The organism is Actinomadura kijaniata (assembly GCF_014138665.1).
Lineage (GTDB): Bacteria > Actinomycetota > Actinomycetes > Streptosporangiales > Streptosporangiaceae > Spirillospora > Spirillospora kijaniata.
In genome coordinates, this window is sequence record NZ_JACJIA010000004.1 from 69,369 (window position 1) to 91,729 (window position 22,361).

19 protein-coding genes are annotated in these 22,361 nt (G+C 73.8%); 13 read left to right on the forward strand and 6 right to left on the reverse strand.

The annotated features are described in order from the left end of the window. The first annotated feature begins 18 nt into the window (after window positions 1-18). Complete coding sequence (locus tag HNR61_RS16380; protein ID WP_220509439.1) at window positions 19-963, forward strand: hypothetical protein; 945 nt, start codon at window positions 19-21, stop codon at window positions 961-963. 101 nt (window positions 964-1,064) lie between these two features. Here HNR61_RS16380 and HNR61_RS16385 read toward each other — a convergent pair whose 3' ends face one another. Further along, window positions 1,065-1,469 carry a winged helix-turn-helix transcriptional regulator gene (locus HNR61_RS16385; RefSeq protein WP_182844037.1) on the reverse strand — a complete coding sequence of 135 codons (405 nt, stop codon included), beginning with the start codon at window positions 1,467-1,469 and terminating at the stop codon, window positions 1,065-1,067. 67 nt (window positions 1,470-1,536) lie between these two features. On the opposite strand from HNR61_RS16385, the gene HNR61_RS16390 reads away from it, so the two are divergent. The 4 genes from HNR61_RS16390 (at window position 1,537) to HNR61_RS16405 (ending at window position 5,663) form a co-directional block, all read left to right on the forward strand. Then, window positions 1,537-2,199: a nitroreductase family protein gene (locus HNR61_RS16390; RefSeq protein WP_182844038.1), complete on the forward strand. Its 663-nt coding sequence runs from the start codon at window positions 1,537-1,539 to the stop codon at window positions 2,197-2,199. A gap of 62 nt (window positions 2,200-2,261) precedes the next feature. Then, a complete protein-coding gene (locus tag HNR61_RS16395; RefSeq protein ID WP_182844039.1) occupies window positions 2,262-3,011 on the forward strand; it encodes a GNAT family N-acetyltransferase in 750 nt (249 codons plus the stop codon). A 220-nt stretch (window positions 3,012-3,231) separates the two neighbouring features. Beyond that, window positions 3,232-4,617, forward strand: a complete 1,386-nt coding sequence (gene pdxR, locus HNR61_RS16400) for a MocR-like pyridoxine biosynthesis transcription factor PdxR (RefSeq protein WP_182844040.1) — start codon at window positions 3,232-3,234, stop codon at window positions 4,615-4,617. 86 nt (window positions 4,618-4,703) lie between these two features. Further along, the gene (locus tag HNR61_RS16405) at window positions 4,704-5,663 is read left to right on the forward strand and encodes a pirin family protein (RefSeq protein ID WP_182844041.1); all 960 of its coding nucleotides are present in this window, start codon (window positions 4,704-4,706) and stop codon (window positions 5,661-5,663) included. Here HNR61_RS16405 and HNR61_RS16410 read toward each other — a convergent pair. Beyond that, a complete protein-coding gene (locus HNR61_RS16410; protein ID WP_182844042.1) occupies window positions 5,660-6,784 on the reverse strand; it encodes a Gfo/Idh/MocA family protein in 1,125 nt (374 codons plus the stop codon). The two genes, HNR61_RS16405 and HNR61_RS16410, sit on opposite strands and share 4 nt — an antisense overlap. Window positions 6,785-6,915: 131 nt before the next feature. On the opposite strand from HNR61_RS16410, the gene HNR61_RS16415 reads away from it, so the two are divergent. The 4 genes from HNR61_RS16415 to HNR61_RS16430 all read left to right on the forward strand — a co-directional run bounded on the left by HNR61_RS16415 (window position 6,916) and on the right by HNR61_RS16430 (window position 10,925). Further along, on the forward strand, window positions 6,916-7,557 hold the full coding sequence (locus HNR61_RS16415; RefSeq protein ID WP_182844043.1) for a TetR/AcrR family transcriptional regulator: 642 nt from the start codon (window positions 6,916-6,918) through the stop codon (window positions 7,555-7,557). Window positions 7,558-7,598: 41 nt separating this feature from the next. Continuing rightward, on the forward strand, window positions 7,599-8,651 hold the full coding sequence (gene lplAB / locus HNR61_RS16420) for a lipoate-protein ligase LplAB (RefSeq protein WP_182844044.1): 1,053 nt from the start codon (window positions 7,599-7,601) through the stop codon (window positions 8,649-8,651). A gap of 154 nt (window positions 8,652-8,805) precedes the next feature. Continuing rightward, the gene (locus HNR61_RS16425; protein ID WP_220509440.1) at window positions 8,806-10,197 is read left to right on the forward strand and encodes a TerD family protein; all 1,392 of its coding nucleotides are present in this window, start codon (window positions 8,806-8,808) and stop codon (window positions 10,195-10,197) included. 65 nt (window positions 10,198-10,262) lie between these two features. Further along, window positions 10,263-10,925, forward strand: a complete 663-nt coding sequence (locus HNR61_RS16430) for a nitroreductase family protein (RefSeq protein WP_182844045.1) — start codon at window positions 10,263-10,265, stop codon at window positions 10,923-10,925. Window positions 10,926-10,952: 27 nt separating this feature from the next. Here HNR61_RS16430 and HNR61_RS16435 read toward each other — a convergent pair whose 3' ends face one another. The 4 genes from HNR61_RS16435 to HNR61_RS16450 form a co-directional block, all read right to left on the reverse strand. Further along, a complete protein-coding gene (locus HNR61_RS16435) occupies window positions 10,953-11,585 on the reverse strand; it encodes an HhH-GDP family DNA glycosylase (RefSeq protein WP_182844046.1) in 633 nt (210 codons plus the stop codon). A 76-nt stretch (window positions 11,586-11,661) separates the two neighbouring features. Then, window positions 11,662-12,420, reverse strand: a complete 759-nt coding sequence (rnhB, locus tag HNR61_RS16440) for a ribonuclease HII (RefSeq protein WP_376770260.1) — start codon at window positions 12,418-12,420, stop codon at window positions 11,662-11,664. A 17-nt stretch (window positions 12,421-12,437) separates the two neighbouring features. Beyond that, the gene (locus HNR61_RS16445; protein ID WP_182844047.1) at window positions 12,438-13,349 is read right to left on the reverse strand and encodes a haloalkane dehalogenase; all 912 of its coding nucleotides are present in this window, start codon (window positions 13,347-13,349) and stop codon (window positions 12,438-12,440) included. Window positions 13,350-13,362: 13 nt separating this feature from the next. Further along, window positions 13,363-14,319, reverse strand: coding sequence for a cation diffusion facilitator family transporter (locus tag HNR61_RS16450; protein WP_312897929.1), 957 nt, complete (start codon window positions 14,317-14,319; stop codon window positions 13,363-13,365). Window positions 14,320-14,439: 120 nt separating this feature from the next. On the opposite strand from HNR61_RS16450, the gene HNR61_RS16455 reads away from it, so the two are divergent. The 4 genes from HNR61_RS16455 to HNR61_RS16470 all read left to right on the forward strand — a co-directional run bounded on the left by HNR61_RS16455 (window position 14,440) and on the right by HNR61_RS16470 (window position 22,306). Next, window positions 14,440-16,893 carry an AAA family ATPase gene (locus HNR61_RS16455; protein ID WP_182844048.1) on the forward strand — a complete coding sequence of 818 codons (2,454 nt, stop codon included), beginning with the start codon at window positions 14,440-14,442 and terminating at the stop codon, window positions 16,891-16,893. A gap of 38 nt (window positions 16,894-16,931) precedes the next feature. Then, the gene (locus tag HNR61_RS16460) at window positions 16,932-17,996 is read left to right on the forward strand and encodes a winged helix DNA-binding domain-containing protein (protein ID WP_182844049.1); all 1,065 of its coding nucleotides are present in this window, start codon (window positions 16,932-16,934) and stop codon (window positions 17,994-17,996) included. Window positions 17,997-18,309: 313 nt separating this feature from the next. Next, the gene (locus HNR61_RS16465) at window positions 18,310-18,711 is read left to right on the forward strand and encodes an effector-associated constant component EACC1 (protein ID WP_182844050.1); all 402 of its coding nucleotides are present in this window, start codon (window positions 18,310-18,312) and stop codon (window positions 18,709-18,711) included. Window positions 18,712-18,721: 10 nt separating this feature from the next. Further along, window positions 18,722-22,306 carry a caspase, EACC1-associated type gene (locus HNR61_RS16470; RefSeq protein WP_182844051.1) on the forward strand — a complete coding sequence of 1,195 codons (3,585 nt, stop codon included), beginning with the start codon at window positions 18,722-18,724 and terminating at the stop codon, window positions 22,304-22,306. Window positions 22,307-22,361: the final 55 nt, after the last annotated feature.

The window sequence follows — 22,361 nt, forward strand, 5'->3', positions numbered from 1 at the left end:
TCCGCGAGGCTCGTCGGTGTGAACGCACAGGGAACGGCGGTGGGGCCGCGCTGGAACGCGGCGCGCAGGTGGGCGGGGTACGTGGCGGCGTCCAGCATGGGGGCCTATCTGGCGGTGAAGGTCGTCTGGGTCGTCGCGGGCCTGCTGGGGGAGCGCCCGGACGGTTTCGGCGGCACCGGCTGGGTGCTGCTGAACGCCGTCACCGTGGCGATGGCCGCGGCCGGGGTCGCGCTGGGGCTGGCGTTGGCGCGGCCCTGGGGGAGCGGGCTGCCCGCCGTTCCGGTGATCTTCGTCGCCTGGACGGGGGCGGGGCTGCTGGTGCCGATGATCCCGCCCATGGCGGTCCGGGGCGTCCTGGGCGGCGGGGACGAGGAGGCCGGCGCGACGCCGTCGTGGGAGGCGCTCCCGCTCACCGTCGGCTTCGCCGGGATGGGCCTGGGCCTGGCCGTGGCCCTGCCGATCTACCTGTGGGAACGATGGCCGCGGGCGTTCCGGGGACGGGTGGGGGACCTTCGCCTCCCCGCGCCGCCCGCGATGGCGGCGGTGTCCGGCGCGGTCGCGCTGGGGGCGCTCTGGTGCCACTGGGCGGTGGGCGGCGCCCTCGGCCTCGTCCGCGACCTGGACGTCGACGGGCGGCTGCTGGCCGCCAACTCGGGCCTGTGGGCGCTGCTGGGAGCCGGGAGCATCGCGATGCTGGCCCGCGCGTCCCGGGCGCCCCGGTGGATCCCGGTGGCGACGGCCTTCGTGGCGTCGGGCTCGCTGTTCGCGTGGAGCGCCTGGAAACTGCCGATGGTGATCCTGCGACCGGGAGGCTTCACCACCGCCGAGCACCTGTGGGTCGCGGTCGCCGAACACACCCTGGGCATCGCGACGGGCCTGACGCTGCTGGCCGTCGTACTACGAGCCCTCCGCCACCCCTCAGGGCGCCCGGGCGAGGGAGTCGGCGCCTCCCTCGCCCGGTGAACCGCGGTCGCGGGTGTTCGCCGTCGCGTTCCAGCTCGCCGGGCCCTGGTGAGGTGCGAGCGGCCAGGCGAGTGCCGTGGGCCAGGGCTTTGGAACGCGGCTCAGGCGCGGCTGGGCGGCGGGGGGTTCTGCGCCTCCGCGAACCGGGCGCGGGCGCGTTCTATCTCGTTGATGTGGGTCTCGGTCCAGCGGCGCAGCGCGGTGATCGGTTCGGCGAGGCCACGGCCCAGGTCGGTCAGCGCGTACTCGACGCGGGGCGGGATCGTGGGGTGCACGGTGCGGGTGACGAACCCGTCGGCCTCCAGGGCGCGCAGCGTCTGGGTGAGCATCTTCTGCGAGACGCCCTCGATGCGGCGGCTGAGGTCGGTGTACCGCATGGTGCCCTCCAGCAGGGAGTCCACGACCAGGATCGTCCACTTGCCGGAGATGTGGTCGAGGACCTGACGCGTCGGGCACTTGGCGGAGTAGACGTCGGCGGGCAGGCCCGAGGATTCCACGGTCGTCATGAAGGGAGAGTAACGCACTAATTTGTGCCCACTTCCCAATGGAGAGTGACTCTCCGATAGTGGGTGCATGAGCATCCAGAGCATGTCCGTCGCGGAGGCGATCCACGTCCGCCGCAGCGTCCGCCACTACCGTGCCGACCCGGTCCCGCCGTCCGTTCTCGACACCCTCCTCGAACTCGCGGCGGAGGCCCCCACGAGCTGGAACCTCCAGGACCGGTCCGTCGTCGCGGTGTCCGGGGAGGAGGGGCGCCGGGGACTGGAGTGGGCCACCGGCGGGCAGCCCCAGCCGCAGGAGGCGCCGGTCGTGCTGGTCTTCGTGGCCGAGCCGCGGTCCTGGCGCGAGGACCAGGGGGACGTCCACGCGCTCGCCCGCCGCAACGGGGCGTGGAGCGCGGAGTTCGCGGCCGCGTTCGCCGAGGCGTCGCGGGAGTTCCAGGAGGACCTGGAACGCCGCGGGCTGCTGCGGGAGTACGCGGTCAAGGACGCCGTGATCGCGGCCTCGTTCGTCATGCTGGCCGCCACCGAACTGGGGCTGGCGACGTGCCCGATGAACGGCTGGGACGAGGAGCGGGTGAAGAAGGTGATCGGGATCGACGGGCGGGACGACCTGGCCGTCGCCCTGCTGCTGTCGGTCGGCTATCCGGCGGAGGAGCGGCGGCACCCCGGGCGGCGGCCGCTGGAGCGCAACGTCTTCCGCGAGCGCTACGGGCGGGAGGCGGCCGTCCGTTAATTCGGTTGTCGGTGGGGAGGGACGGTCCGTAGCGTGCCGGGGTCGTCATGGAGAGGGGTTCCTTGTTCGCTGCCGAGGTGCACGCCTTCCTGCGTGCCAACGCCGGTCCGGACGCTCCGCGCGTCGGTCCGTTCACGCTCCGGTTCGACGACCACTCCGACGAGCGGTTCTTCAACTACGCGATCCCCGACGACGGCGCCGCTCCCGCGGCCGGGGAGGTGGAGGCGCTGGTCGCGGCGTTCCGGGAGCGCGAGCGGACGCCCCGGCTGGAGTACGTCCCCCGGGCCGCGCCGAAGGTCGAGGGCGCGCTGCTGTCGGCGGGCTTCACACCCGAGGGCCGCTTCCCGCTGCTGGTCTGCTCGCCCGGTGACGTGGTGGACGCTCCGGCGGACCCCTCCGTCCGGGTCTCCCTGGCCGGCGCCGGCGACGACCTGTGGGGAGCCGCGCGGGTGATGGACGAGGCGTTCGGCTCGTCCGGGACCACCGAGCACGACGTCGCCCGGCTGCGGCGGATCGTCGAGGGCGGCGGCCTGGTCGCGGTGGCCGTGGACACCGCGACCGGGGCCGTGGTCGGGGCCGGGCAGAACGAGCGCCCGCACCGGGGCGTCGCGGAGGTCGCCTCCATCGGCGTGCTGCCCTCGCACCGGCGGCGCGGCATCGCGGGCGCGATCACGGCGCTGCTGACCCGCGCGGGCGGCGACGCGGGGATCGCGACGTCGTTCCTCACGCCCGCCGACGACGGCGCGGCCCGCGTCTACGTCCGGGTCGGCTACCGCAAGGTCGGTGAGGCGCTGTACATCTCGTCGCGCTGAGCCCGGCCGCGAACGCCGCCCCAGGAGATGGTGGGGAGACCCCACGGACCGTGCTTCATCGCGAACTCCGTGAACTTCCCCGTGCGGCGCGAGCCCGCGTTCGTCGCGGCGGGTTGACCGTCCGGCCCCATCAGTTCCGTCGTCTGCCCGAAGGCTGCGGCCAGATGTCTCATGCCCGCAACGCTACGAAGGATCTGGCTCACATGTATGGTCCAGATCCATGGCGGATGACTGGTCCAGTTGGGGGCTCGACCTCCATCTGCGGCTCGACCGGAGCCGGGGGCTGCGGATCGGGCTGGAGAACGCCCTGCGCGACGCCGTCCGGTCCGGGCGGCTGGCCGCCGGGACGAAGCTGCCCTCCTCGCGAACGCTCGCCCACGACCTCGGCATGGCGCGCGGCACCGTCACCCAGGCGCTGGACCAGCTCGTCGCCGAGGGCTACCTGACCTCGGCGCCCCGTTCGGGGATCAGGGTCGCCGCGCAGCCCGCCCCGCCCCCGAGGGCCATGCCCGTCACCCGCTCCTGGCTGCCGCCGGTCGAGGGGACCGACCTGCGGCCGGGGCTGCCGGACCTGTCGACGTTCCCGCGCCGGGCGTGGCTGGCCGCCACCCGCCGCGTCCTGCAGACCGCGCCCAACAGCGCGTTCGGCTACGCCGACCTCGCCGGGACCGCCGGCCTCCGCGAGGCGCTGGCCGAGTACCTGGGCCGGGCGCGCGGCGTGGTCACCACGCCGGAGCAGATCGTCGTCTGTGCGGGTTACACCCACGCGCTGCGGGTCGTGTGCGAGGCGCTCGGGACGGCGTCGATCGCGTTCGAGGACCCCTGCTCGCCCGACCACCCGGCGCTGGCCGCCCGCCTGGGCCTGGCGGCGGGGCGGCTGCCCACCGACGCCAGCGGCCTGCTCATCGACGCCCTCACCGACCAGGACGCCGTCGTGGTCACCCCCGCCCACCAGTACCCGCTCGGCGGGACGCTGAGCCCGGACCGGCGCACGGCGCTGCTGGCGTGGGCGCGGCGGACGGGGGCGTTCGTGCTGGAGGACGACTACGACGGGGAGTTCCGCTACGACCGGCAGCCGGTCGGCGCGCTCCAGGGCATGGCCCCCGACCAGGTGATCTACGCCGGGACGGCCAGCAAGACCATCGCCCCCGGGCTGCGCCTGGCGTGGCTCGCCGTCCCGCCCGCGCTGCTCCCGGCGCTGCGGCGGGCCAACGCCTGGGACGACTCGCCCGTCAGCAGCCTCGACCAGCTCGTCCTGGCCGACCTGGTCCGCTCCGGCGAGCTGGACCGTCACCTGCGGCGCTGCCGGTCCCGCTACCGGCGCCGCCGCGACCGCCTGGGCGAGGCCGTCGCCCGCCGTCTCCCCGGGGCGCACCTGTCGGGCATCGCGGCGGGACTGCACGCCGTCCTGCACGTGCCCGGCGCCGACGAACGCGCCCTGGTCGCGCGCCTGCGGTCCCGCGGCGTCCACGTCGACGGCCTGACCTCCTACTACGAGGTCCCCGAGCGTTCCCCCGGCGGTCTGGTCATCGGCTACGCGACGCCGCCGGAGCACGCCTTCGCCTCGGCGCTGTCCGCGCTCGTCACCGCCCTGGGCGGGAGGTGACCGGCGGGATGACGGGACGGCCGCCCCGTGGTTTAATCTTCAACTAGATGTCGCGGTCGCGGGACCGGACGCCGGGGGAGGACCCGATGAGCAACCTGGACGTGCGGCCGAAGCCGGTGGTGTGCGGCGGGCGGGACGAGGTGTCCGCCGCGCCGGTGCGCGAGCTGCTGAAGGCGAGGGAGACGAACCTGGGCGGCGGCACCGTGGTGCGCCGCCTGCTGCCCAGTCTCGGGCGGCGCATGGTGGGCGCCTGGTGCTTCGTCGACCACTACGGGCCCGACGACATCGCCGACGAGCCCGGCATGCAGGTCGCCCCGCACCCCCACATGGGGTTGCAGACCGTGAGCTGGCTGCACGCCGGGGAGATCACCCACCGCGACAGCCTGGGCAGCGAGCTGACGTTCGGGCCGCGCGAGCTGGCGCTGATGACGTCGGGCCGGGCCATCGCGCACGCCGAGCAGACGCCGCGCGAGCACGCGCCCCTCCTGCACGGCGCGCAGCTGTGGGTGGCGCTGCCCGACTCCCACCGCCACACCGACCCCGCGTTCGAGCACCACCCCGACCTTCCGGTGGTGACCGGGGGCGGGGTGAGCGCGAGGGTCATCCTCGGGCAGGTCGACGGCGCGGTCTCGCCCGGGACGGCCTACACGCCCATCGTCGGCGCCGACCTCGTGGTGAACGGGGCCGCGCGCCTCCCCGTCGAGCCCGACTTCGAGTACGCCGTGCTCACCATGTCCGGGATCGTGGAGGTCGACGGCGTCCGGCTGGAGCCCGGCTCGATGCTCTACCTCGGGTGCGGGCGGCGCGAGCTGCCGCTGCGCGCCGACGGCGAGGCCGGGCTGATGCTGCTGGGCGGCGAGCCGTTCGAGGAGAAGCTCGTCATGTGGTGGAACTTCGTCGGCCGCACCGGCGAGGAGATCGGTCGGGCCCGCGCCGACTGGATGGAGGGGGACCGGTTCGGCGAGGTGCGCGGTTACGACGGCGACCCGATCCCCGCGCCCGCCCTGCCCGACGTCCCGCTGAAGGCGCGCGGCCGGGTGCGCTAGAGCCGCTGCCGGGTCCCGGTCTCCGCCGAGCGGCGGACCGCGTCGAGCAGGCCGTGCAGGCGCGCCGCGTGGTCGAAGTCCGCGACCGTGGTCTCGCCGCCGCGGATGTCGGCGGCCAGTGCGGCGTACTGCTCGGCCACGTTGCGGACCGTCGCCTCCGGGACGCCCCGGACCGTCCGGAACCGGTCCGGGACCGGCAGCTCCCGCCGGCCCCGCTCGCCCGCGCGCGCCTCCAGCACCCGGGCCGCGCCGATCTGGAGCTGGGCGTCGCGCGGGTCGGGGAAGTCGGTGACGACCACCAGGTCGCCGTCGGTCCCGGCGATCTCCAGCCGGGTGCGGGGGTTGGCGGCCTTGCGGTCGGACAGGTGGACCGAGGCGACCGCGCCGCCCGCCAGCGTCGCGGTGACGAGGACCTGGTCGGGGGTGGTGCGCTCGAACGTCTCGCCCGTCTCGGCGACGGTGTAGTGGGAGACCTGGCGGGACAGGTGCGCCGACAGCTCGGCGATGTCCCCCGCCACGAACTGCAGGGCGTCCAGGACGTGGCCCCCGGCGACCTCCAGCAGGCCCGCCCCGTTGGCGCTGTCGGCGGTGTAGACGGACGCGGCGGGGTAGCGGCCGTCCGCGCCGTGCGGCCGCGCGGAGTAGGCCGTCACCGCCAGCACGCGCCCGATGCGGCCCTCGGCGACCAGCTCCCGGGCGTAACGCACGCCGGGGGAGTGCCGCGCCTGGAGGCCGATCGCGTGCCGGACGCCCGCCGCCTCCGCCTCCGCCGCCAGCGACCGCGCCTCCCCGGTGGTGAGCGCCAGCGGCCACTCCGACAGCACGTGCTTGCCCGCCTTCAGCGCCGCCCGGACCAGCTCGGCGTGGTGCGGCACCTTCACGGCCACCGTCACCAGATCGACCTCGGGGTGCGCGGCCAGCGCGCCCGCGTCGGCGAACGCGTGCGGCACGCCGAACGCCCGCGCCGCCTCGCGGGCGCTGTCCTCCCGCGAGGTGCCGACGGCGGTGAGGGCGAGACCGGGGGCGGCCGCCAGGGCCGGGACGTGCGCGGCGGCCGCCCAGCTGCGGCCGGGGTCGGCGTTGGCGCCGATGATGCCCACGCGGACGGGGGAGACGGTCATGACGGGACTCCTTGCTTCCTGCTCCGGCATAAACGGACGTGATCCGTCCGTTTTCGGACCCTAGAACAAGCGGACGCGATCTGTCCACTTAATCTGGACGGCCCCCGTCCGCTTGTTGTTAGGCTGGCCGCATGTCCACGCCCCGCCCCGCCCCCGTGCCCGCCGTGGGCCGGCTGCTGGACGACGGCACCGGCCGCCGCCCCCGCGCCGACGCCCGCCGCAACGTCGAACGCCTGGTCGCCGCCGCCCGCGCGGTCGCCGCCGAACGCGGAGCCGAGGTCACCGCGCACGAGATCGCCCGCCGCGCGGGCGTCGGCGTCGGCACGTTCTACCGGCGCGTCGGCACCCTGGAACGCCTCCTCCAGGCCGTGATGGAGGAGATCCTCGGGGAGATCCTGGCCCGCGCCGACCGCGGCCTGGCCGACCCCGACCCCTGGACCGGCCTGCGCGACTTCGCCCTGGCCTACCTGCGGCTCCGCAACGAGCTGTGCGACATCAACGAGGCCGTCGGCGGCCTGCTCGACCACTCCCGCGCCGAACTGCGCGACCGCGTCCGCCTGCTGGTCCAGCGCGCCCAGGACGCCGGGGCGATGCGCGCCGACGTCTCCTGGACCGACGTGGCGTTCCTGCTGGTCGGCGCCGCCACCGGGGACCACACCCTCGGCGTGTTCGCCGGGCCCGACCAGTGGGAGCGCAACCTGCGGATCATCCTGGACGGCCTGCGCGCCCCCGATCCCGGGCCGCTGCCCGGCTCCCCGCCGAAGGCGCCCTGACCGGCCGGAATCCCGACGGCGCCCGCGCGGTTGGGAACGGTGTGACGCATGGCGAGTACAAGGTTCCCGGCGGCAAGCTCGTGGTCGCCGACGTCGAGGTCGTCGACGGGCTGCTGCGCGGGCCCCGGATCAGCGGCGACTTCTTCCTCGAACCCGACGAGGCCCTCGAATCGATCAACGCGGCCCTGGACGGGCTGTCCGCCGGGCTGGAGGCCCGCGACATCGCCGCCCGCGTGCAGGCGGGCCTGCCGCCCGGCACGGTGATGCTCGGCATCACCGCCGAGGCCGTCGGGATCGCCGTCCGGCGCGCCGTGGCCCGCGCCTCCGACTGGCGCGACCACGACTGGCGGCTGGTCCACGAGGGGCCGCAGCCGCCCGCCCTGCACATGGCGATCGACCAGGTGCTCGCCGAGGAGGTCGGCGCGGGCCGCCGCCCGCCGACCCTGCGGATCTGGGAGTGGGGCGGCCCCTCGGTGATCATCGGCAGCTTCCAGTCGCTGCGCAACGAGGTCGACGCCGAGGCCGCCGAGCGGTTCGGCGTCGAGGTGGTGCGCCGGATCAGCGGCGGCGGCGCGATGTTCGTCGAACCCGGCAACACGATCACCTACTCGCTGTACGCGCCCGGGTCGCTGGTCGCCGGGATGTCGTTCGCCGACAGCTACGCGTTCCTGGACGACTGGGTGCTCGGCGCGCTCGCCGAGCTGGGCGTCCGCGCCTGGTACCAGCCGCTCAACGACATCACCTCCGACCAGGGCAAGATCGGCGGGGCGGCGCAGAAGCGGCTGGCGAACGGGGCCGTGCTGCACCACGTGACCATGTCCTACGACATCGACGCCGACAAGATGCTCCAGGTGCTGCGGATCGGCCGGGAGAAGCTGTCGGACAAGGGCATCGCCAGCGCGCGCAAGCGGGTGGACCCGCTGCGCCGCCAGACCGGCCTGCCCCGCGAGGAGATCATCCAGCGGATGGTCGGGCACTTCCGCGGCCGCCACGGCCTCACCCCCGACACCCTCACCGCCGAGGAGCTGCGGCGCGCCGACAAGCTGGCCGCCGACAAGTTCACCACCCCGGAGTGGACCGCCCGCGTCCCCTGATCACGGCCGGTCGCGGCCGCGCGCCCCCACGGCCCCGCCGTCCCCGCCATGCTGGAGGAACAAGATCCGCCGCGACCGGGCGGCCCCGACGGTCGCCTCCGAAGGCCCCCGGGCCGTAGGTTGGTGGGGGTCGGATGACGATGAGGGGAACGGTATGTCGATGCTGAAAGGCGCCAACACCCCGGTGTCGGCCGCCGCGGTCCGCGTCGAGCTGGGCTGGCAGAGCGGGCCCGGTGTGCCCGACGCCGACGCCTCCGCGCTGCTGCTGGCCGGAACGGGCCGGGTGCGCTCCGACGAGGACTTCGTGTTCTACAACCAGCCCGCCCACCGCAGCGGGGCCGTCCGGCACGAGGGCAAGCAGCAGGGCCCGACGGTCCGCGACACCCTCGTCGTGGACCTCGGCCGGGTCGAGCCCGACATCGAGAAGATCGTGGTCTCGGCGTCCTCCGACAGCGGCACGTTCGGCCGCTTCCAGGGCCTGTACGTGCGGGTGCTGGACGCCCAGAACGGCGCCGAGCTCGCCCGCTTCGACAACCCCGGCGCGACGACCGAGACCGCGTTCGTGCTCGGCGAGCTGTACCGGCGGCAGGGGCAGTGGAAGTTCCGCGCGGTCGGGCAGGGCTACGACTCGGGGTTGGCGGGACTGGCCACCGACTTCGGCATCACCATCGACGACGCCCCGCCGCCTCCGCCGCAGACCCAGCAGGCCCCGCCCCCGCCGCCCCAACCGACGCCGCCCCCGCAGCCGCAGTACGCCCCGCCGCCTCCTCCGCAGCAGCCGCAGTACGCCCCGCCCCCGCCGCCGAACCAGTACGCGCCGCCGCCCCAGCCCCAGTACGCGCCGCCTCCGCAGCCGCAGTACGCGCCTCCGCCTCCGCCGCCCGCCCCGCAGCAGGCCGAGCCGCAGATGCAGGGCGGCAAGATCTCGCTGACCAAGAACGCCCCGTCGGTGTCGCTGACCAAGCACGGCGCGACCTCGGGCCACATGCGGGTCAACCTCAACTGGAGCGCCCGCCCCGGCGCGGCCAAGGGCTTCCTCGGCAAGCGCCGCCGCGGCATCGACCTGGACCTCGACCTGTGCTGCCTGTGGGAGCTGCAGGACGGCAGCAAGGGCATCATCCACGCGCTCGGCGACATGGGCGACCTGAACCGGCCGCCGTTCATCAAGCTGGACAAGGACGACCGCACCGGCGGCACCGAGTCCGGCGAGAACATGACGATCAACCTGGACCACACCCGCGAGTTCCGGCGGATCCTGGTGTTCGCCGAGATCTACGACGGGGCCGAGGACTTCCGCGGCCTGGACGCGATCGCCACCCTCTACCCGATCGGCTCCCCGCCGATCGAGATGCGGATGGACGACTGCGCCGACGCCTCCCGCGACGCGGTCCTGGCGCTGATCGAGAACGTCAACGGCGAGCTGGTCGTCCGCCGCGAGGGACGCTTCGTCCTGCCGCCGCCGGGCCGCCCCCGCTGGGGCAAGCTGTCGGTCGACCAGGCCTACGGCTGGAACCTGGAGTGGGTGGCCTCCCGGGGCAAGGACTGAGCCGTTCCCGGTCCGCCCCCGATCGGCTCTTGATCGGTCCGGGGGCGGCGGGATAGGACGGGGCCATGAGCACCCCTCACCCCTATCCGGCCGTCCCCGCGCCGCGCTTCCACGTCCCCTCGCGGCAGGCCGTGGAACGGGCGCGCGCGTTCGCCGACACCATGGCGCTGCGCCGCACCGTCCGGGACTTCGCCCGCACCCCCGTCCCCCCGGAGGTCGTCGAGGAGGCGATCCGCGCCGCCGCGACCGCGCCGTCCGGCGCGAACCTGCAACCCTGGCGGTTCGTGGTCATCACCGACCCCGAGCGCAAACGGCGGCTGCGGGAGGCCGCCGAGGCCGAGGAACGCGAGTTCTACGAGCGCCGCGCCTCGGCGGAGTGGCTGGAGGCGCTCGCGCCGCTGGGCACCGACTGGCGCAAGCCGTTCCTGGAGGACGCGCCCGCCGTCATCGTCGTGTTCGAGGTGCACAAGGGCCCGCACACGCCCCGCCCGTACTACGTGAAGGAGTCGGTGGGGATCGCGGTCGGGTTCCTGCTGGCGGCGCTGCACCAGGCGGGCCTGGCGACGCTCACGCACACGCCCAGCCCGATGCGGTTCCTCAACGAGGTGTGCGACCGGCCGCAGGAGGAACGCGCCTACGTCGTCATCCCCGTCGGCCACCCGGCCGAGGACGCGACGGTCCCCGACATCACCCGCAAATCGATCGAGGAGGTCGTCGTCCACCTGTGACGGCGACCTCCCCGGCGGCCGGCCCGGTCAGCCCTTCAGCACGGTCTCGGCGAGCCTCTTGTCGCGGGCGACGCGGACCAGCGCGGCGGCGAAGCGGGCGAGGTCCTTCTCGGCGACCTCGTCCGCCAGCTTCTTGGGGTCGGCGGGCAGGCCGAGCCGTTCGGCGCCCCGGAGCGTCTGCGCGTCGAAGTAGGGGCGCAGCCACGGCCACATCGCCTGCGCCTCCCGGCAGAAGATGTCCACCCCCGTCGGCCCGATGCCGGGGAACTCCCGCAGCAGCTCGGCGGCGCGGTCGCGGTCGCGTTCGGCCTTGATGGGCAGGCGGCGCAGGTCGCCCGCGTAGTGTTCCTGCACGAGCTCGGCCATGTCGCCGAGGCGGGACGCGGTGCTCTCGTCGTAGCGGACGTAGTGGGCGCGGCCGAGCGCGTCCACCCGTTGCTGCCAGGTGAGCCTGGCCAGGCCCCGCGCGGTGCCGCCGCCCGCCCCGAACAGCTGGCGGGCGGCCTCCATCGCGATCTCCGAGGAGATGCGGGCGCTCAGCAGGTTGGCCAGCACCAGCAGTTTGAACACCGCGCCGGGCTGGTCCTTCAGCGGGATCCCCGCCTCCTCGGCGAAGGTCTGACCCGCCTCGCGCAGCAGCCTTTTGACGACAGAGCCCATGCCACTTACCTCCCGTTAGCCGCGATTTACCCGCGTGGGTGTAATCGACTCTCGCGCACGGGCGACGGAGGCGTCGTCAGAGGAGACTCAGCTGGCCTTCCCCGGCCAACGGATCGCGGTGACGCCGGAGGTGCCGCCACCGGGGCAGGTCGTCCAGGTACGACCACGACAGGCGGTGGTGCGGCGTGGGGCCGCTCTCCGCCAGCGCCTTCTGGTGGGCGGGCGACGGGTATCCGGCGCTGTCGGCGAACCCATAGCCGGGGAAGTCCGCGTCCAGGTCGGCCATCAGCCGGTCGCGGTGCACCTTGGCCAGCACCGACGCCGCCGCCACGCTCACCGAGCGCTGGTCGGCCCTGACCTCGCAGCGGACCCGCCACGGGTGCCGCAGGAAGTCGCGGTCGCCGTCGAGGATCACCACGTCGGGCGGCTCGGGCAGCGCCTCCAGCGCGCGGATCGCCGCGCGCCGCAGCGCCTCCGTCATGCCCAGCTCGTCGATCTCCTCGGGGGAGGCGGATCCGAGGGCGTGCCCGGTCAGCCAGCCGGGCAGGATCTCGGCGAACGCCTCCCGGTGCCGCCGCGTGAGCAGCTTGGAGTCGGTCAGCGCGACCGTCCGGCCGCCGCGTCCCGGCAGCCCGGGCGGCGCGCCGAGGTCGGTGACGGCCGCGCCCACCACGACCGGCCCGGCCCACGCGCCGCGCCCCACCTCGTCGAGCCCGGCGATGCGCGGCGGGCGGCCGTCCGGCGCGGGCAGCGCGGCGCGCAGCTCCTCCTCGATGGCGTACCCCGCCGCGCGCGGGTCGGCGTCGGGCTCGGCGGGACGGGACGCGGCGGTCAGTCCGGGCAGGGCGTCGGTCAAGGGGTCTCCTGGACGAAGCGGGCGATCTCGCGGCCGAGCCGCTCCCCGTCGTCCTCCTGGAGGAAGTGCCCGGCCCCCTCGATCGTAGGGTGCCGCACGCCCGCCGCACCCGGAACCAGGTCCCGGAACAGCGGCGCCATCGGGCCCGTGATCGGGTCGGAGTCACCGAACGCCACCAGGAACGGCTTGTCCCAGGCCCGCAGCAGGTCCCAGGCGTCGCGGTTGGGCTGGGCCTGCGGGTCGCCCGGGTCGGCGGGCACCAGTCCCGGCATGGCGCGCGGTCCGGCCTTGAACGACTCGTCGGGGAACGGCGCGTCGTAGGCGGCCCGCACCGCCGGGTCCAGCGTCGTGCGGCACCCCGACTGGACGCCGCGCGCGACGTCGAAGGCGGGCGAGGTCCGCACCGCCTCCCGGAACCTCAGCCACGTCTCGGGCATGGGGAAGTCGCCGGTCGGCAGCCCGGTGTTGGCGGCGACGAACCGCGCGAACCGTTCGGGGTGGGCGACCGCGAGCCGCAGCCCGATCAGCCCGCCCCAGTCCTGCCCGACGAACGTGACCCCGCGCAGGTCCAGCGCGTCGAACAGCAGCGCCCGCGTCCACTCGATGTGCCGCGCGTAGCTGTGGTCGCCGATCGCGGCGGGCTTGTCCGACCGCCCGAACCCCACCAGGTCCGGCGCGACGACCCGCAGCCCGGCGTCCGCGAGGACCCCGATGACGTGCCGGTACAGGAACGACCAGCTCGGCTCGCCGTGCAGGCAGACCACGACGGGCCCGTCCGGGGGTCCGGCCTCCACGTAGGCCATCCGCAGCGTCCCGCCCTCCTGGTCGGGAACGTCGGCGTAGCGCGGTGCGTGGGGGAAGTCGGGCAGGTCGGCGAAGCGCTCGTCGGGCGTACGCAGGATCCGCATGCCGCCCATCATGTCAGTGAGCGCTTTCGGATCCCGGGTCGGTGCGGACGTGGGTCGTCTCCAGCTCGGTGTCCTGGTAGGAGCGCGGGTCGTCGATCGGCTCCACGTGGGTGAGGACGATCGCGTGCGGGAGGCGGCCGTGGACGGCGGTCTCCACCTCCTCGGCCAGGTCGTGGCCGCGCCGCACCGTCCAGTCGCCGGGGACCAGGATGTGCATGGTCACGAACGCCAGCCGCCCCGACCGGCGGGTGCGGACCGCGTGGAAGGCGATCCGGTCGCCCGCGAAGCCCGCCAGCACGTCGTTGATGATCTTCTGTTCGTCCTCCTCCAGCGCCCGGTCCATCAGGCCCGCGCCGGAGCGGCGGACCAGGCCCGCGCCGGTCCACAGGATATTGGCGGCCACCACCAGCGCGATGATCGGGTCGAGGACGCTCCAGCCGGTCAGCGCGACCGCGACCACGCCGGCGACCACCCCGGCCGACGTCCACACGTCGGTGATCAGGTGCCTGCCGTCGGCCTCCAGGGTGATCGACCGGTACCGGCGGCCGCCGCGCAGCAGCAGCCACCCGACCGCCAGGTTGATCAGCGAGGCGACGATCGAGACCGCGACGCCGGCGTCGACGCGTTCCAGCGGCTGGGGGTTCAGCAGGCGCTCGACGGCGCTGTAGCCGATCACCGCCGCCGCCACGAAGATCATCATGCCCTCGGCGCCCGCCGAGAAGTACTCGGCCTTGGTGTGCCCGAACGAGTGCTCCTCGTCGGCGGGCTTGGTCGCCCAGCGCAGCGCCCCCAGCGCGATCACGGCCGCGACCAGGTTCACCACCGACTCGGCGGCGTCCGACAGCAGACCGACCGAGCCGGTCAACAGCCAGGCGACGGTCTTCAGCGCGATCGTCGCGACGGAGGCCGCGACCGCCAGCCACAGCAGCCGGAACATGCGCCGTTCGGTGAGCGTGCCGGTGGTGTCCACCTTTCCAGCATGACCGATTGGTGGGTTTCGGTCGCGGAGAGGGGGCGGGGAGCGCGGCGCCGCCGACGAACCGGGACCGGGGAGTGCCGTTCCGGCGGGTCCTGCGATTTACTCGGCTTGATGGCTGAGTTCGGCGGCTCCCCCTCTCGCCCGGCCGTGACGACCGCGGCGCGGGATCTGTTCGAGCGCCTGCGCTGCCGGTACTTCCAGATCCCGCCGGGACTGCGGTTCCTGGGCGGGGTCGTGCTGGCCGCGGCCGTGCTGGCGGTGACGGTCGCGCTGGGCGGGCCCGTCCCGGCGGTCGCGGCGGTCACGCCGGTCCTGCTGGTGGTGGCGCACCTGACGCTGCGGTCCCCGGCGGGGATGGCGGTCGTGGCGATGGTGCCGGTGTGGCTGGCGGCGTCGGTGCTGCTGGGGCGGCTGTATCCGTCCGGCGGCGCGTTCTACGGCGACGAGTCGGCATGGCTGGCGGTGCTGGTGTTCCCGGTGGCGTTCCTGGCCTTGCGGATGCGCGGATACGCGCCGTGGCGGACGGTGCTGCTGGCGTTGCTGGCGGCCGGGGCGGCGGCCGCGGCGACCGCGCCGGTCTGGCCGGACCCGCACGTCGCGCCCGCCTGGCTGGCCGCGGCGGCGGTGCTGGCCTACCGCTGGGCGCGGGCGCGCGACACGGTGCCCGCCGAGGCGTACGAGACCGGCTGGGTGCAGGAGCAGGCGAACCCCGGAGGGAACGGCATGGCGGTGCCCGGCAGACCCCCGGCCGAACGGGGCCGGCGCGCGGCCGACGACGCCCCCGAGCCGCAGCCCGCCCCGCCCGCCGTCCCCGAGCCCGCGACCGCCGAGCCCGAGCCGCGCCTCTCGGTGAGCGACGCGCTCGCCGAGCTGGAGGAGATGATCGGGCTGGAGCCGGTCAAGCGGCAGGTCCGCTCGATCGCGGCGTCCATCGAGGCGGCGCACCTGCGGGCCGCCGCCGGGGTGCCGACCGAGAAGCCGATGCGGCACTTCGTGTTCGTCGGGCCGCCCGGCACCGGCAAGACCACCGTGGCCCGCGTGCTGGCGAAGATCTTCTACGCGTTCGGGCTGCTGCCGACGCCGAACGTGGTGGAGGCGCACCGCGCGGACCTGGTCGGGGAGTTCCTCGGCGCCACCGCGCTCAAGACGAACCGGCTGATCGACTCGGCGCTCGGCGGGGTGCTGTTCGTGGACGAGGCGTACGCGCTGGTCAACGCCGCCGAGGGGCAGCCGGACCGGTTCGGCGACGAGGCGGTGCAGACGCTGCTCAAACGCGCCGAGGACGACCGCGACAACCTGGTGGTCATCCTGGCCGGGTACGAGCCGCAGATGACCGGGCTGCTGGACTCCAACCCGGGGCTGGCCTCGCGGTTCGGCACCCGCGTCCACTTCCCGTCCTACCGGCCCGACGAGCTGCTCCGGATCGCCGAGTACCACGTCGCGCAGCGCGAGGACCGTCTCGACGAGGACGCGCGCCGCCGCCTGGCCGACCGGTTCGCCGAGGTGACCCGCCGGGGCGTCGTGGACGAGCTGGGCAACGGCCGGTTCGTGCGCTCGCTCACCGAGGCCGCCGCCCGCGCCCGCGACGTCCGGGTCGTCGGGGGCGCGGCGGGGGAGACGCCGTCGGCCGAGGACCTGGTGACGCTGCGGGCCGAGGACGTCGACACCGCGTTCGCCGAGGTCACCGAGCGGTACCGGGGGTACGCCGAGACCCCGACGCTGGACGAGGCGCTCGGCGCGCTCGACGCGATGGTCGGGCTGGCGCCGGTCAAGCGTCAGGTCCGCGAGATCGCCGCCCAGCTCCAGGTCGCCCGGCTGCGCCAGGAGCAGGGCCTGGTGACCCGCCCGCCGACCCGCCACCTCGTGTTCGCCGGGCCGCCCGGCACCGGCAAGACGACCGTGGCGCGCGTGCTGGGCAGCGTGTTCGCCGCGCTGGGCCTGCTGGCGCGGCCCTCGGTGGTGGAGGCCCAGCGCGCCGACCTGGTGGGCGAGCACCTCGGCGCCACCGCGCTCAAGACGAACCGGCTGGTCGACTCGGCGCTCGGCGGGGTGCTGTTCGTGGACGAGGCGTACGCGCTCGACAACCCCGGCTACGGCGGCGGCGACGCGTTCGGCATGGAGGCGGTGCAGACGCTGCTGAAACGCGCCGAGGACGACCGCGACCGCCTGGTGGTGGTGCTGGCGGGCTACCCCGACGACATGGACCGCTTCCTGTCGAGCAACCCCGGCCTGGCGTCCCGGTTCGACGTCCGCGTGGACTTCCCGTCCTACGGCCCCGACGAGCTCCTCCAGATCGCCCAGCTCATCGCCGAGGAGAGCGGCGACCGCTGGGAGGAACGCGCGCTGGACGACCTCGCCCTGGTCTTCCAGCACGTCGTCGGCCAGGGCCGCGTCGACGAGCTCGGCAACGGCCGGTTCGCGCGCTCCCTGTACGAGAAGGCGTGCGCCTGCCGGGCCCTGCGCGCCGCCGCCCTAGGTCCGGCGGCGACCGCCGAGGACCTGACGACGCTGACGGTGCGGGACGTGCGCGAGGCGGTGCGGGGCATGGCGCACCGCCTCGGCTGAACCCCCGGACTGTCGGAACCCTGCGGTTGAATGCCGCCATGGACTCGGTGACCTGGCCCCAGGTGCTCGCATGGCGCTCGCGGCGGCAGTACCTCGAACGACCCGCCGACGCCTCCGCGCTCGACGTCACCCGCCGCCTCGCGGGCGTCCAGGCGCAGGTCGCCTCGGCGGCCGGGCTGTCGATCGCGATCCGCCGGTCCGCCCCCGACCCGGACGAGGTCCCCCGCGCGCTCTGGCGCGACCGGACGCTGGTCCGGACGTGGGCGATGCGCGGCACCCTCCACCTGCTCCCCGCCGACGAGGCGGGCGCGTACCTGCGGCTGTCGAGCCTGGTCCGCCACTGGGAGAAGCCCAGCTGGCAGCGGCTGGCCAACGCGACCCCCGCCGACCTGGAGGCCATCGCCGCCGCCGCGACCGCCGCCCTCTCCGGCGGCGCCGCGCTCACCCGCGAGGAGCTGGCCGCCGCCATCATCGAGGAGACCGGCTCGGCGCACCTGGCCGAGGCGCTGGGCTCGGGCTGGGGGACGCTGCTCAAGCCGCTGGCGTGGTGGGGCGTGCTGTGCCACGGGCCGTCGCGGGGCACGCGGGTGACGTTCACCGCCCCGGCCTACACGCTGCCCGACGTGGAGGACGCCGCCCGGACGGTGCTGCGCGCGTTCCTCGGCGCGCACGGCCCCGCGACCCCCGACACGTTCGACAACTGGCTCATGCGGAAGATGAACCGCAGGAAGGACGTGCGGGGATGGTTCGAGGCCCTCGCCGACGAGCTGACCACCATCGACGTCGAGGGCGTCCCGATGCGGGTCCTGACCGAGCACCTGGACGAGCTCCTCCACACCGGGCCGACGTCCTCGGTCCGCCTGCTGGGCCCGTTCGACCACTACATCCTGGGCGCGGGCACGGGCGACCCGAACGTGGTGCCCCCGGACCGCCGCAAGGAGGTCAGCCGCACCGCGGGCTGGATCTCCCCGGTCGTCCTGCACGAGGGCAGGGTCGCCGGGGTCTGGGAGCCCGTCGACGGCGAACCGAAGATCACCCTCTTCACGGACGTCCCCCCGGACGCCCTGACCGCCGAGGCGGACCGGATACGCCCGCTGCTGTGACCCTCAGCCCCGCCGCGAGGGCCAGTCCCCCGCCCGCCAGTCCCGACCGTCCCGCGAGTCGACCACCCACAGCCCGGTGAGCCCGCACACCGCCAGAACAACGAGAAGAGCCAGCAAAACCAACGTGCCCATGCTCTGAGCCTGAACCCTTGTTGGTATCGCCACCAGTGCCAATTCCCCTCGCTGATGATGGACCAACGTGCTCGGTTTTGTGGCTATGTGACAGCTCGGCGCTGGTTTTGGAGATTTCCTGCAGCTCCTTCTGACTTTGATCTAGGTTTTCTGTCAAGCCAGAGAGTTTCCAGGAGGTTGTGTGAACGCCATCCGACTGACGCTGTCGATTGCCCCGGCTCCGGGCGAGGACGAGTTCGCGTTGGACGACGCGGTCCGTCGACTTCGCCGGGAGTTGCTCGACACCGACGTGGACGGGGTCGAACGGCTGCGCGGCGACGGCGCCGCACCGGGTTCCAAGGGAGCGGTGGAGATCCTTCAGGGCGTGCTCGCCGTCGCCCTCACCGCCGACGCCGGGCTGGTCCAGTCGATGGTCGAACTGGTCACCGCCTTCGCGCAGCGGGGCCCCGGACGGCGGGTCGAGGTCCGGTGCGGGGACCGGGAACTCGTCATCGACGGGGCGTCCCGGCAGGACGTCAGGCGCGTCCGGGAGGCGTTCCTCGAACTGGTGAGCGCGGACGACGAGCGTCCGGACGAGCGCTGAGGCGGCGGGCATGGGACGGTACGCCCTCCTCGTCGGCAACAGCGACTACCCCGGCCGCTCCGGACTGCCGCCGCTGGCCACCCCGCCCGCCGACGTCGAGGCGGTCAACCGGGCGCTGAGCCTGCGCGGCGGCTTCGACGTCACCACGGTGCTCGACGGAGACCGAGAGAAGATCTTCGTGGCGCTCAACAGTCTCTTCTCCGGCCGTTCGGCCGAGGACACCGTGCTGGTCTACTTCTCCTGCCACGGGGTCCTGCACGAGGACGACGACCGGCTGTACTTCGCCTCGCACGACACCGAGGAGGGACAGCTGGACGCCACGGCGGTCGACGCCGAGCGGGTCCACCAACTGATGCGTAACTGCCGGGCGGGCCGGAAGATCGCGCTGCTGGACTGCTGCTATTCGGGATCGTTCGGAGAGGGCACGGCGGTCCGACGCAGCGGACTCCGCCAACGGATCGAACGGCGGGTGCGGACCCGCGGGACCTTCGTGCTCACCGCCTGCACCAAGCTGGAGTCGGCCTACGAGCCGAAACCGGGGGAGGGCAGCCTCTCCTACTTCACGCAGGCACTCGTGGAGGGGATGGAGGGCGGCGTATCCGACCGGGACGGCGACGGCTGGATCACCGTGCAGGACCTGGCCGACTTCGTTCAGAACCGGATGGCCGACCGGAAACGCGAACAGTCCCCGTCCTGCTTCAGCGAAGGAGTGACCGGCCAGATCCCGATCGCCCGGGTGGCGTCTTCAGCCGAGCCGGATGTCGGTGGGGCATCGGGAGCGTCCACCGCCCGGTCGGCCACGGAGGACGTGTTCGACTGGCGGCGGCTGCTGTCCTACTACCGGGACTGCCTGGCCACCGAGGTCGCTCTGGAAACCCTGATCCCGCTGAACGCGACGGACCGGTACCAGGTGTGGCCCGGCGGTCCGGAACCGGTTTTCTCGGGCGGTGGAGGCCCCTTGCCCGTTCCCGGCGGCGCGCGGCGCCTGGTGCCGCATGGATCCGACGACCAGAAGACGCTGGTCTATGGCTACCCGGCAGTGGTCGTGGACCAGCCCCGCAAGGCCAAGATCGCCCCGTTGTTCGAGGTCGAGGTGGACGTCGACGCCCAGGGGCGGCTGAGGGCCTTCGCGGAACCGCACCTGAACCGCTCGCTGCTCAAACACCTTGGGCTGTCCGACGACCAGACAGAGGAGCTCGCAGAGCACGTCGCCGACAACCTCGTCCTAGGGAGAGCGGAGCAGCTGACCATGCTCGCCGAGCAGGTCGCGAAAATCGTCGATGTTCCGGTGCGTGGTCGTCTGGACGCTGCTCGACTTGCGGACGAGCTGCGGCTCACACCGTTCCAGAAAGGCGTCCAGAACGTCGCGTTGCTTTATCAGGCCGACGCCAGGGAGGACCGGACGGTCCGCGGCCTGCTGGAAGACTACGACAAACTGCTGCTGCCCGAGGTGCCGCACGTGGGGGAGACCGCGTTGGGAGCGTTGCGCGGCGAGCGGCGTACCGAGCAGTCCCGCCCATGGCAGTTGGTCGCCCCGATGCCGCTGAATGAGGCGCAGGAACGGATCGTCGCGGCGGCGATGAACGAACGTCTCACCGTCGCGACCGGCCCGCCCGGCACCGGCAAGAGCCAGCTCGTGACGGCGCTGGTCGCCACCGCGGTCGCCGCGGGCCGGACGGTGCTGGTGGCCTCCACCAACAACAAGGCGGTGGACGAGGTCAAGCGCCGCTGCGACGAACTGGCCCCTGGCCTGCTCGTCCGGACGGGGGCGCAGCGGTACCGCGCCGAGGAGCCGGACGTGCTGGCCACGCTCCTGGACACCTACCGCACCCCCGGCGACGACGAGACCGCACGTGCCCAGTCCCGCATCGCCCGCGACGATCTGAACCGGCGGCGGTTGGGCCTGGACCAGCGGCACGCGTTGGAACGCGAGCTGGCCGACCTCGTCACGAGCAGACGGGAGGCGCGGGAGCCGTTCGCCGGTCGCAGCGAGGTGCTCGCCCTGGCCGAGGACCACTCTGCGCCGGAGTCCTGGCTGCCCCGCGTACGCCGTGCGCGCCGCCCCTGGCTGGGATGGGTCGCCCGCTTCAGGATCGAACGTGCCCTCGGCGTCCGCGCCGACCGCCTGATGGATCTCGAACGGTTCCTGACGACGGAGCGTGAGTGGCACCAGGCCCGCGTCGAGGAAACGCGACTGCCCGACGAGGCCCAGCTGTGGCACGCGGCGGCCACGCTGGCGGTCTCGGCCATTCCCCGCCAGGACGCGGACTCGGTCAGAGAGCATCTGGCGGTTCGCCTGACCCGGCCCGGCAACCGCCGGCTGGTGGAGAACCGCATCCAACTGCTCCGCCGGGATCCCAACAAGTCATGGACGGGATTCAGGGACCTTCTGGCCGCGGCGCCGGGATGGGCCACGACGGCGCATTCGGCGCGTGGACTGCTGCCCCGGAGAGGGCTGTTCGACCTGGTGATCATCGACGAGGCCGCGCAATGCCCGGCGGCGGTCGTGCTGCCGTTGCTGTACCGGGCCCGCAGCGCGCTGCTCATCGGGGACCCCCACCAGATCCCCCCGGTGGTCAACCTGACCGCCGGGGACGAGAAACCGATCGCCGCACGGCACGGCTTCAGCACACGTTGGCTGCACGAGTCGCGACTCTCGCACACCACCAGCACGGCCTACGACGCGTTCGCCGCCGCTGCGAGCGAGACCTTCCTGCTGGACGAGCACTACCGCTGCCATCCCGACATCATCGAGGTTCCGAACCGAGAGATCTACGGCGGCCGCCTCGCGGTGCTGACGGATCCCCGCAGGCTCGCGGGCAGGATGGAACCCGCGGTGCGCTGGCAGGACGTCAAGGGCGCGGTCGAAGTCCCGGCCCGGGGATCGGCGCGCAACCGGGCCGAGGCGCAGGCGGTGCGGGAGGCGGTCGAAAGCCTGCGCACGGAGTACCCGAACGCGGAGATCGGGGTGGTCACCCCGTTCGCGCCGCAGGTCGAGTTGCTGAAGAGTCTGCTGGCCGACCTGGGCGTCAGCGAGGAGCAGATCGGCACGGTGCACCGGTACCAGGGAGGCGAACGCGACTTCATGGTGCTGTCGCCGGTCGGTTCGGTGGGCATCAGCAGATACCAACGGAACTGGCTGGTCACGCAGAATGACCTGTGGAACGTGGCCATCACCCGAGCCAGGGCCGGGCTTGTCATCGTGGGCGACCGTGAATGGTGGAGCGGTCAGCGCGGTCTTCTCACGACGCTGGCGACGGCCGGTGAGCGGAGCGACGCGGCCTCCGATCCTGCGCGCACCGAGGCCGCCGACCGGCTGCACGCCGAACTCAGCGGCAGGGGCGCAACGGTCCGGCGTTCCGCCACCGTGGGCGGGCAACGCTGCGACCTGCTGGTGGAAGCGGGGGAGCGGATCGCGGTCTTCCTCGACATGGCTGACGAGTACACCAGCGGACGCACCCTTCGGCAGGCCCTGGCGCGAATCGACCTCGTCGAAGGGCAGGGAGTCCGAGCCGTGCGGATCCCGGGCTGGCGATGCCTCGCCGAACCGTCGTCCGCAGCCGATCTGGTCCTGCGGCGGGCTGCTCGGGCATGACCGCTCCGCGAGTCGACCACCCAGAACCCGGTGAATCGGCACGCTGCCAGAGCGA

What these genes read in the sequence shown, in the direction of transcription:
- HNR61_RS16435 (WP_182844046.1), bottom strand. Translation starts at nt 11,585, where the DNA reads ATGGGCTCTGTCGTCAAAAGGCTGCTGCGCGAGGCGGGTCAGACCTTC.
- HNR61_RS16390 (WP_182844038.1), top strand. Translation starts at nt 1,537, where the DNA reads ATGAGCATCCAGAGCATGTCCGTCGCGGAGGCGATCCACGTCCGCCGC.
- HNR61_RS16405 (WP_182844041.1), top strand. Translation starts at nt 4,704, where the DNA reads ATGAGCAACCTGGACGTGCGGCCGAAGCCGGTGGTGTGCGGCGGGCGG.
- HNR61_RS16470 (WP_182844051.1), top strand. Translation starts at nt 18,722, where the DNA reads ATGGGACGGTACGCCCTCCTCGTCGGCAACAGCGACTACCCCGGCCGC.
- HNR61_RS16455 (WP_182844048.1), top strand. Translation starts at nt 14,440, where the DNA reads ATGGCTGAGTTCGGCGGCTCCCCCTCTCGCCCGGCCGTGACGACCGCG.
- HNR61_RS16425 (WP_220509440.1), top strand. Translation starts at nt 8,806, where the DNA reads ATGTCGATGCTGAAAGGCGCCAACACCCCGGTGTCGGCCGCCGCGGTC.
- HNR61_RS16430 (WP_182844045.1), top strand. Translation starts at nt 10,263, where the DNA reads ATGAGCACCCCTCACCCCTATCCGGCCGTCCCCGCGCCGCGCTTCCAC.
- HNR61_RS16415 (WP_182844043.1), top strand. Translation starts at nt 6,916, where the DNA reads ATGTCCACGCCCCGCCCCGCCCCCGTGCCCGCCGTGGGCCGGCTGCTG.
- HNR61_RS16460 (WP_182844049.1), top strand. Translation starts at nt 16,932, where the DNA reads ATGGACTCGGTGACCTGGCCCCAGGTGCTCGCATGGCGCTCGCGGCGG.
- HNR61_RS16385 (WP_182844037.1), bottom strand. Translation starts at nt 1,469, where the DNA reads ATGACGACCGTGGAATCCTCGGGCCTGCCCGCCGACGTCTACTCCGCC.
- HNR61_RS16410 (WP_182844042.1), bottom strand. Translation starts at nt 6,784, where the DNA reads ATGACCGTCTCCCCCGTCCGCGTGGGCATCATCGGCGCCAACGCCGAC.
- pdxR (WP_182844040.1), top strand. Translation starts at nt 3,232, where the DNA reads ATGGCGGATGACTGGTCCAGTTGGGGGCTCGACCTCCATCTGCGGCTC.
- HNR61_RS16445 (WP_182844047.1), bottom strand. Translation starts at nt 13,349, where the DNA reads ATGCGGATCCTGCGTACGCCCGACGAGCGCTTCGCCGACCTGCCCGAC.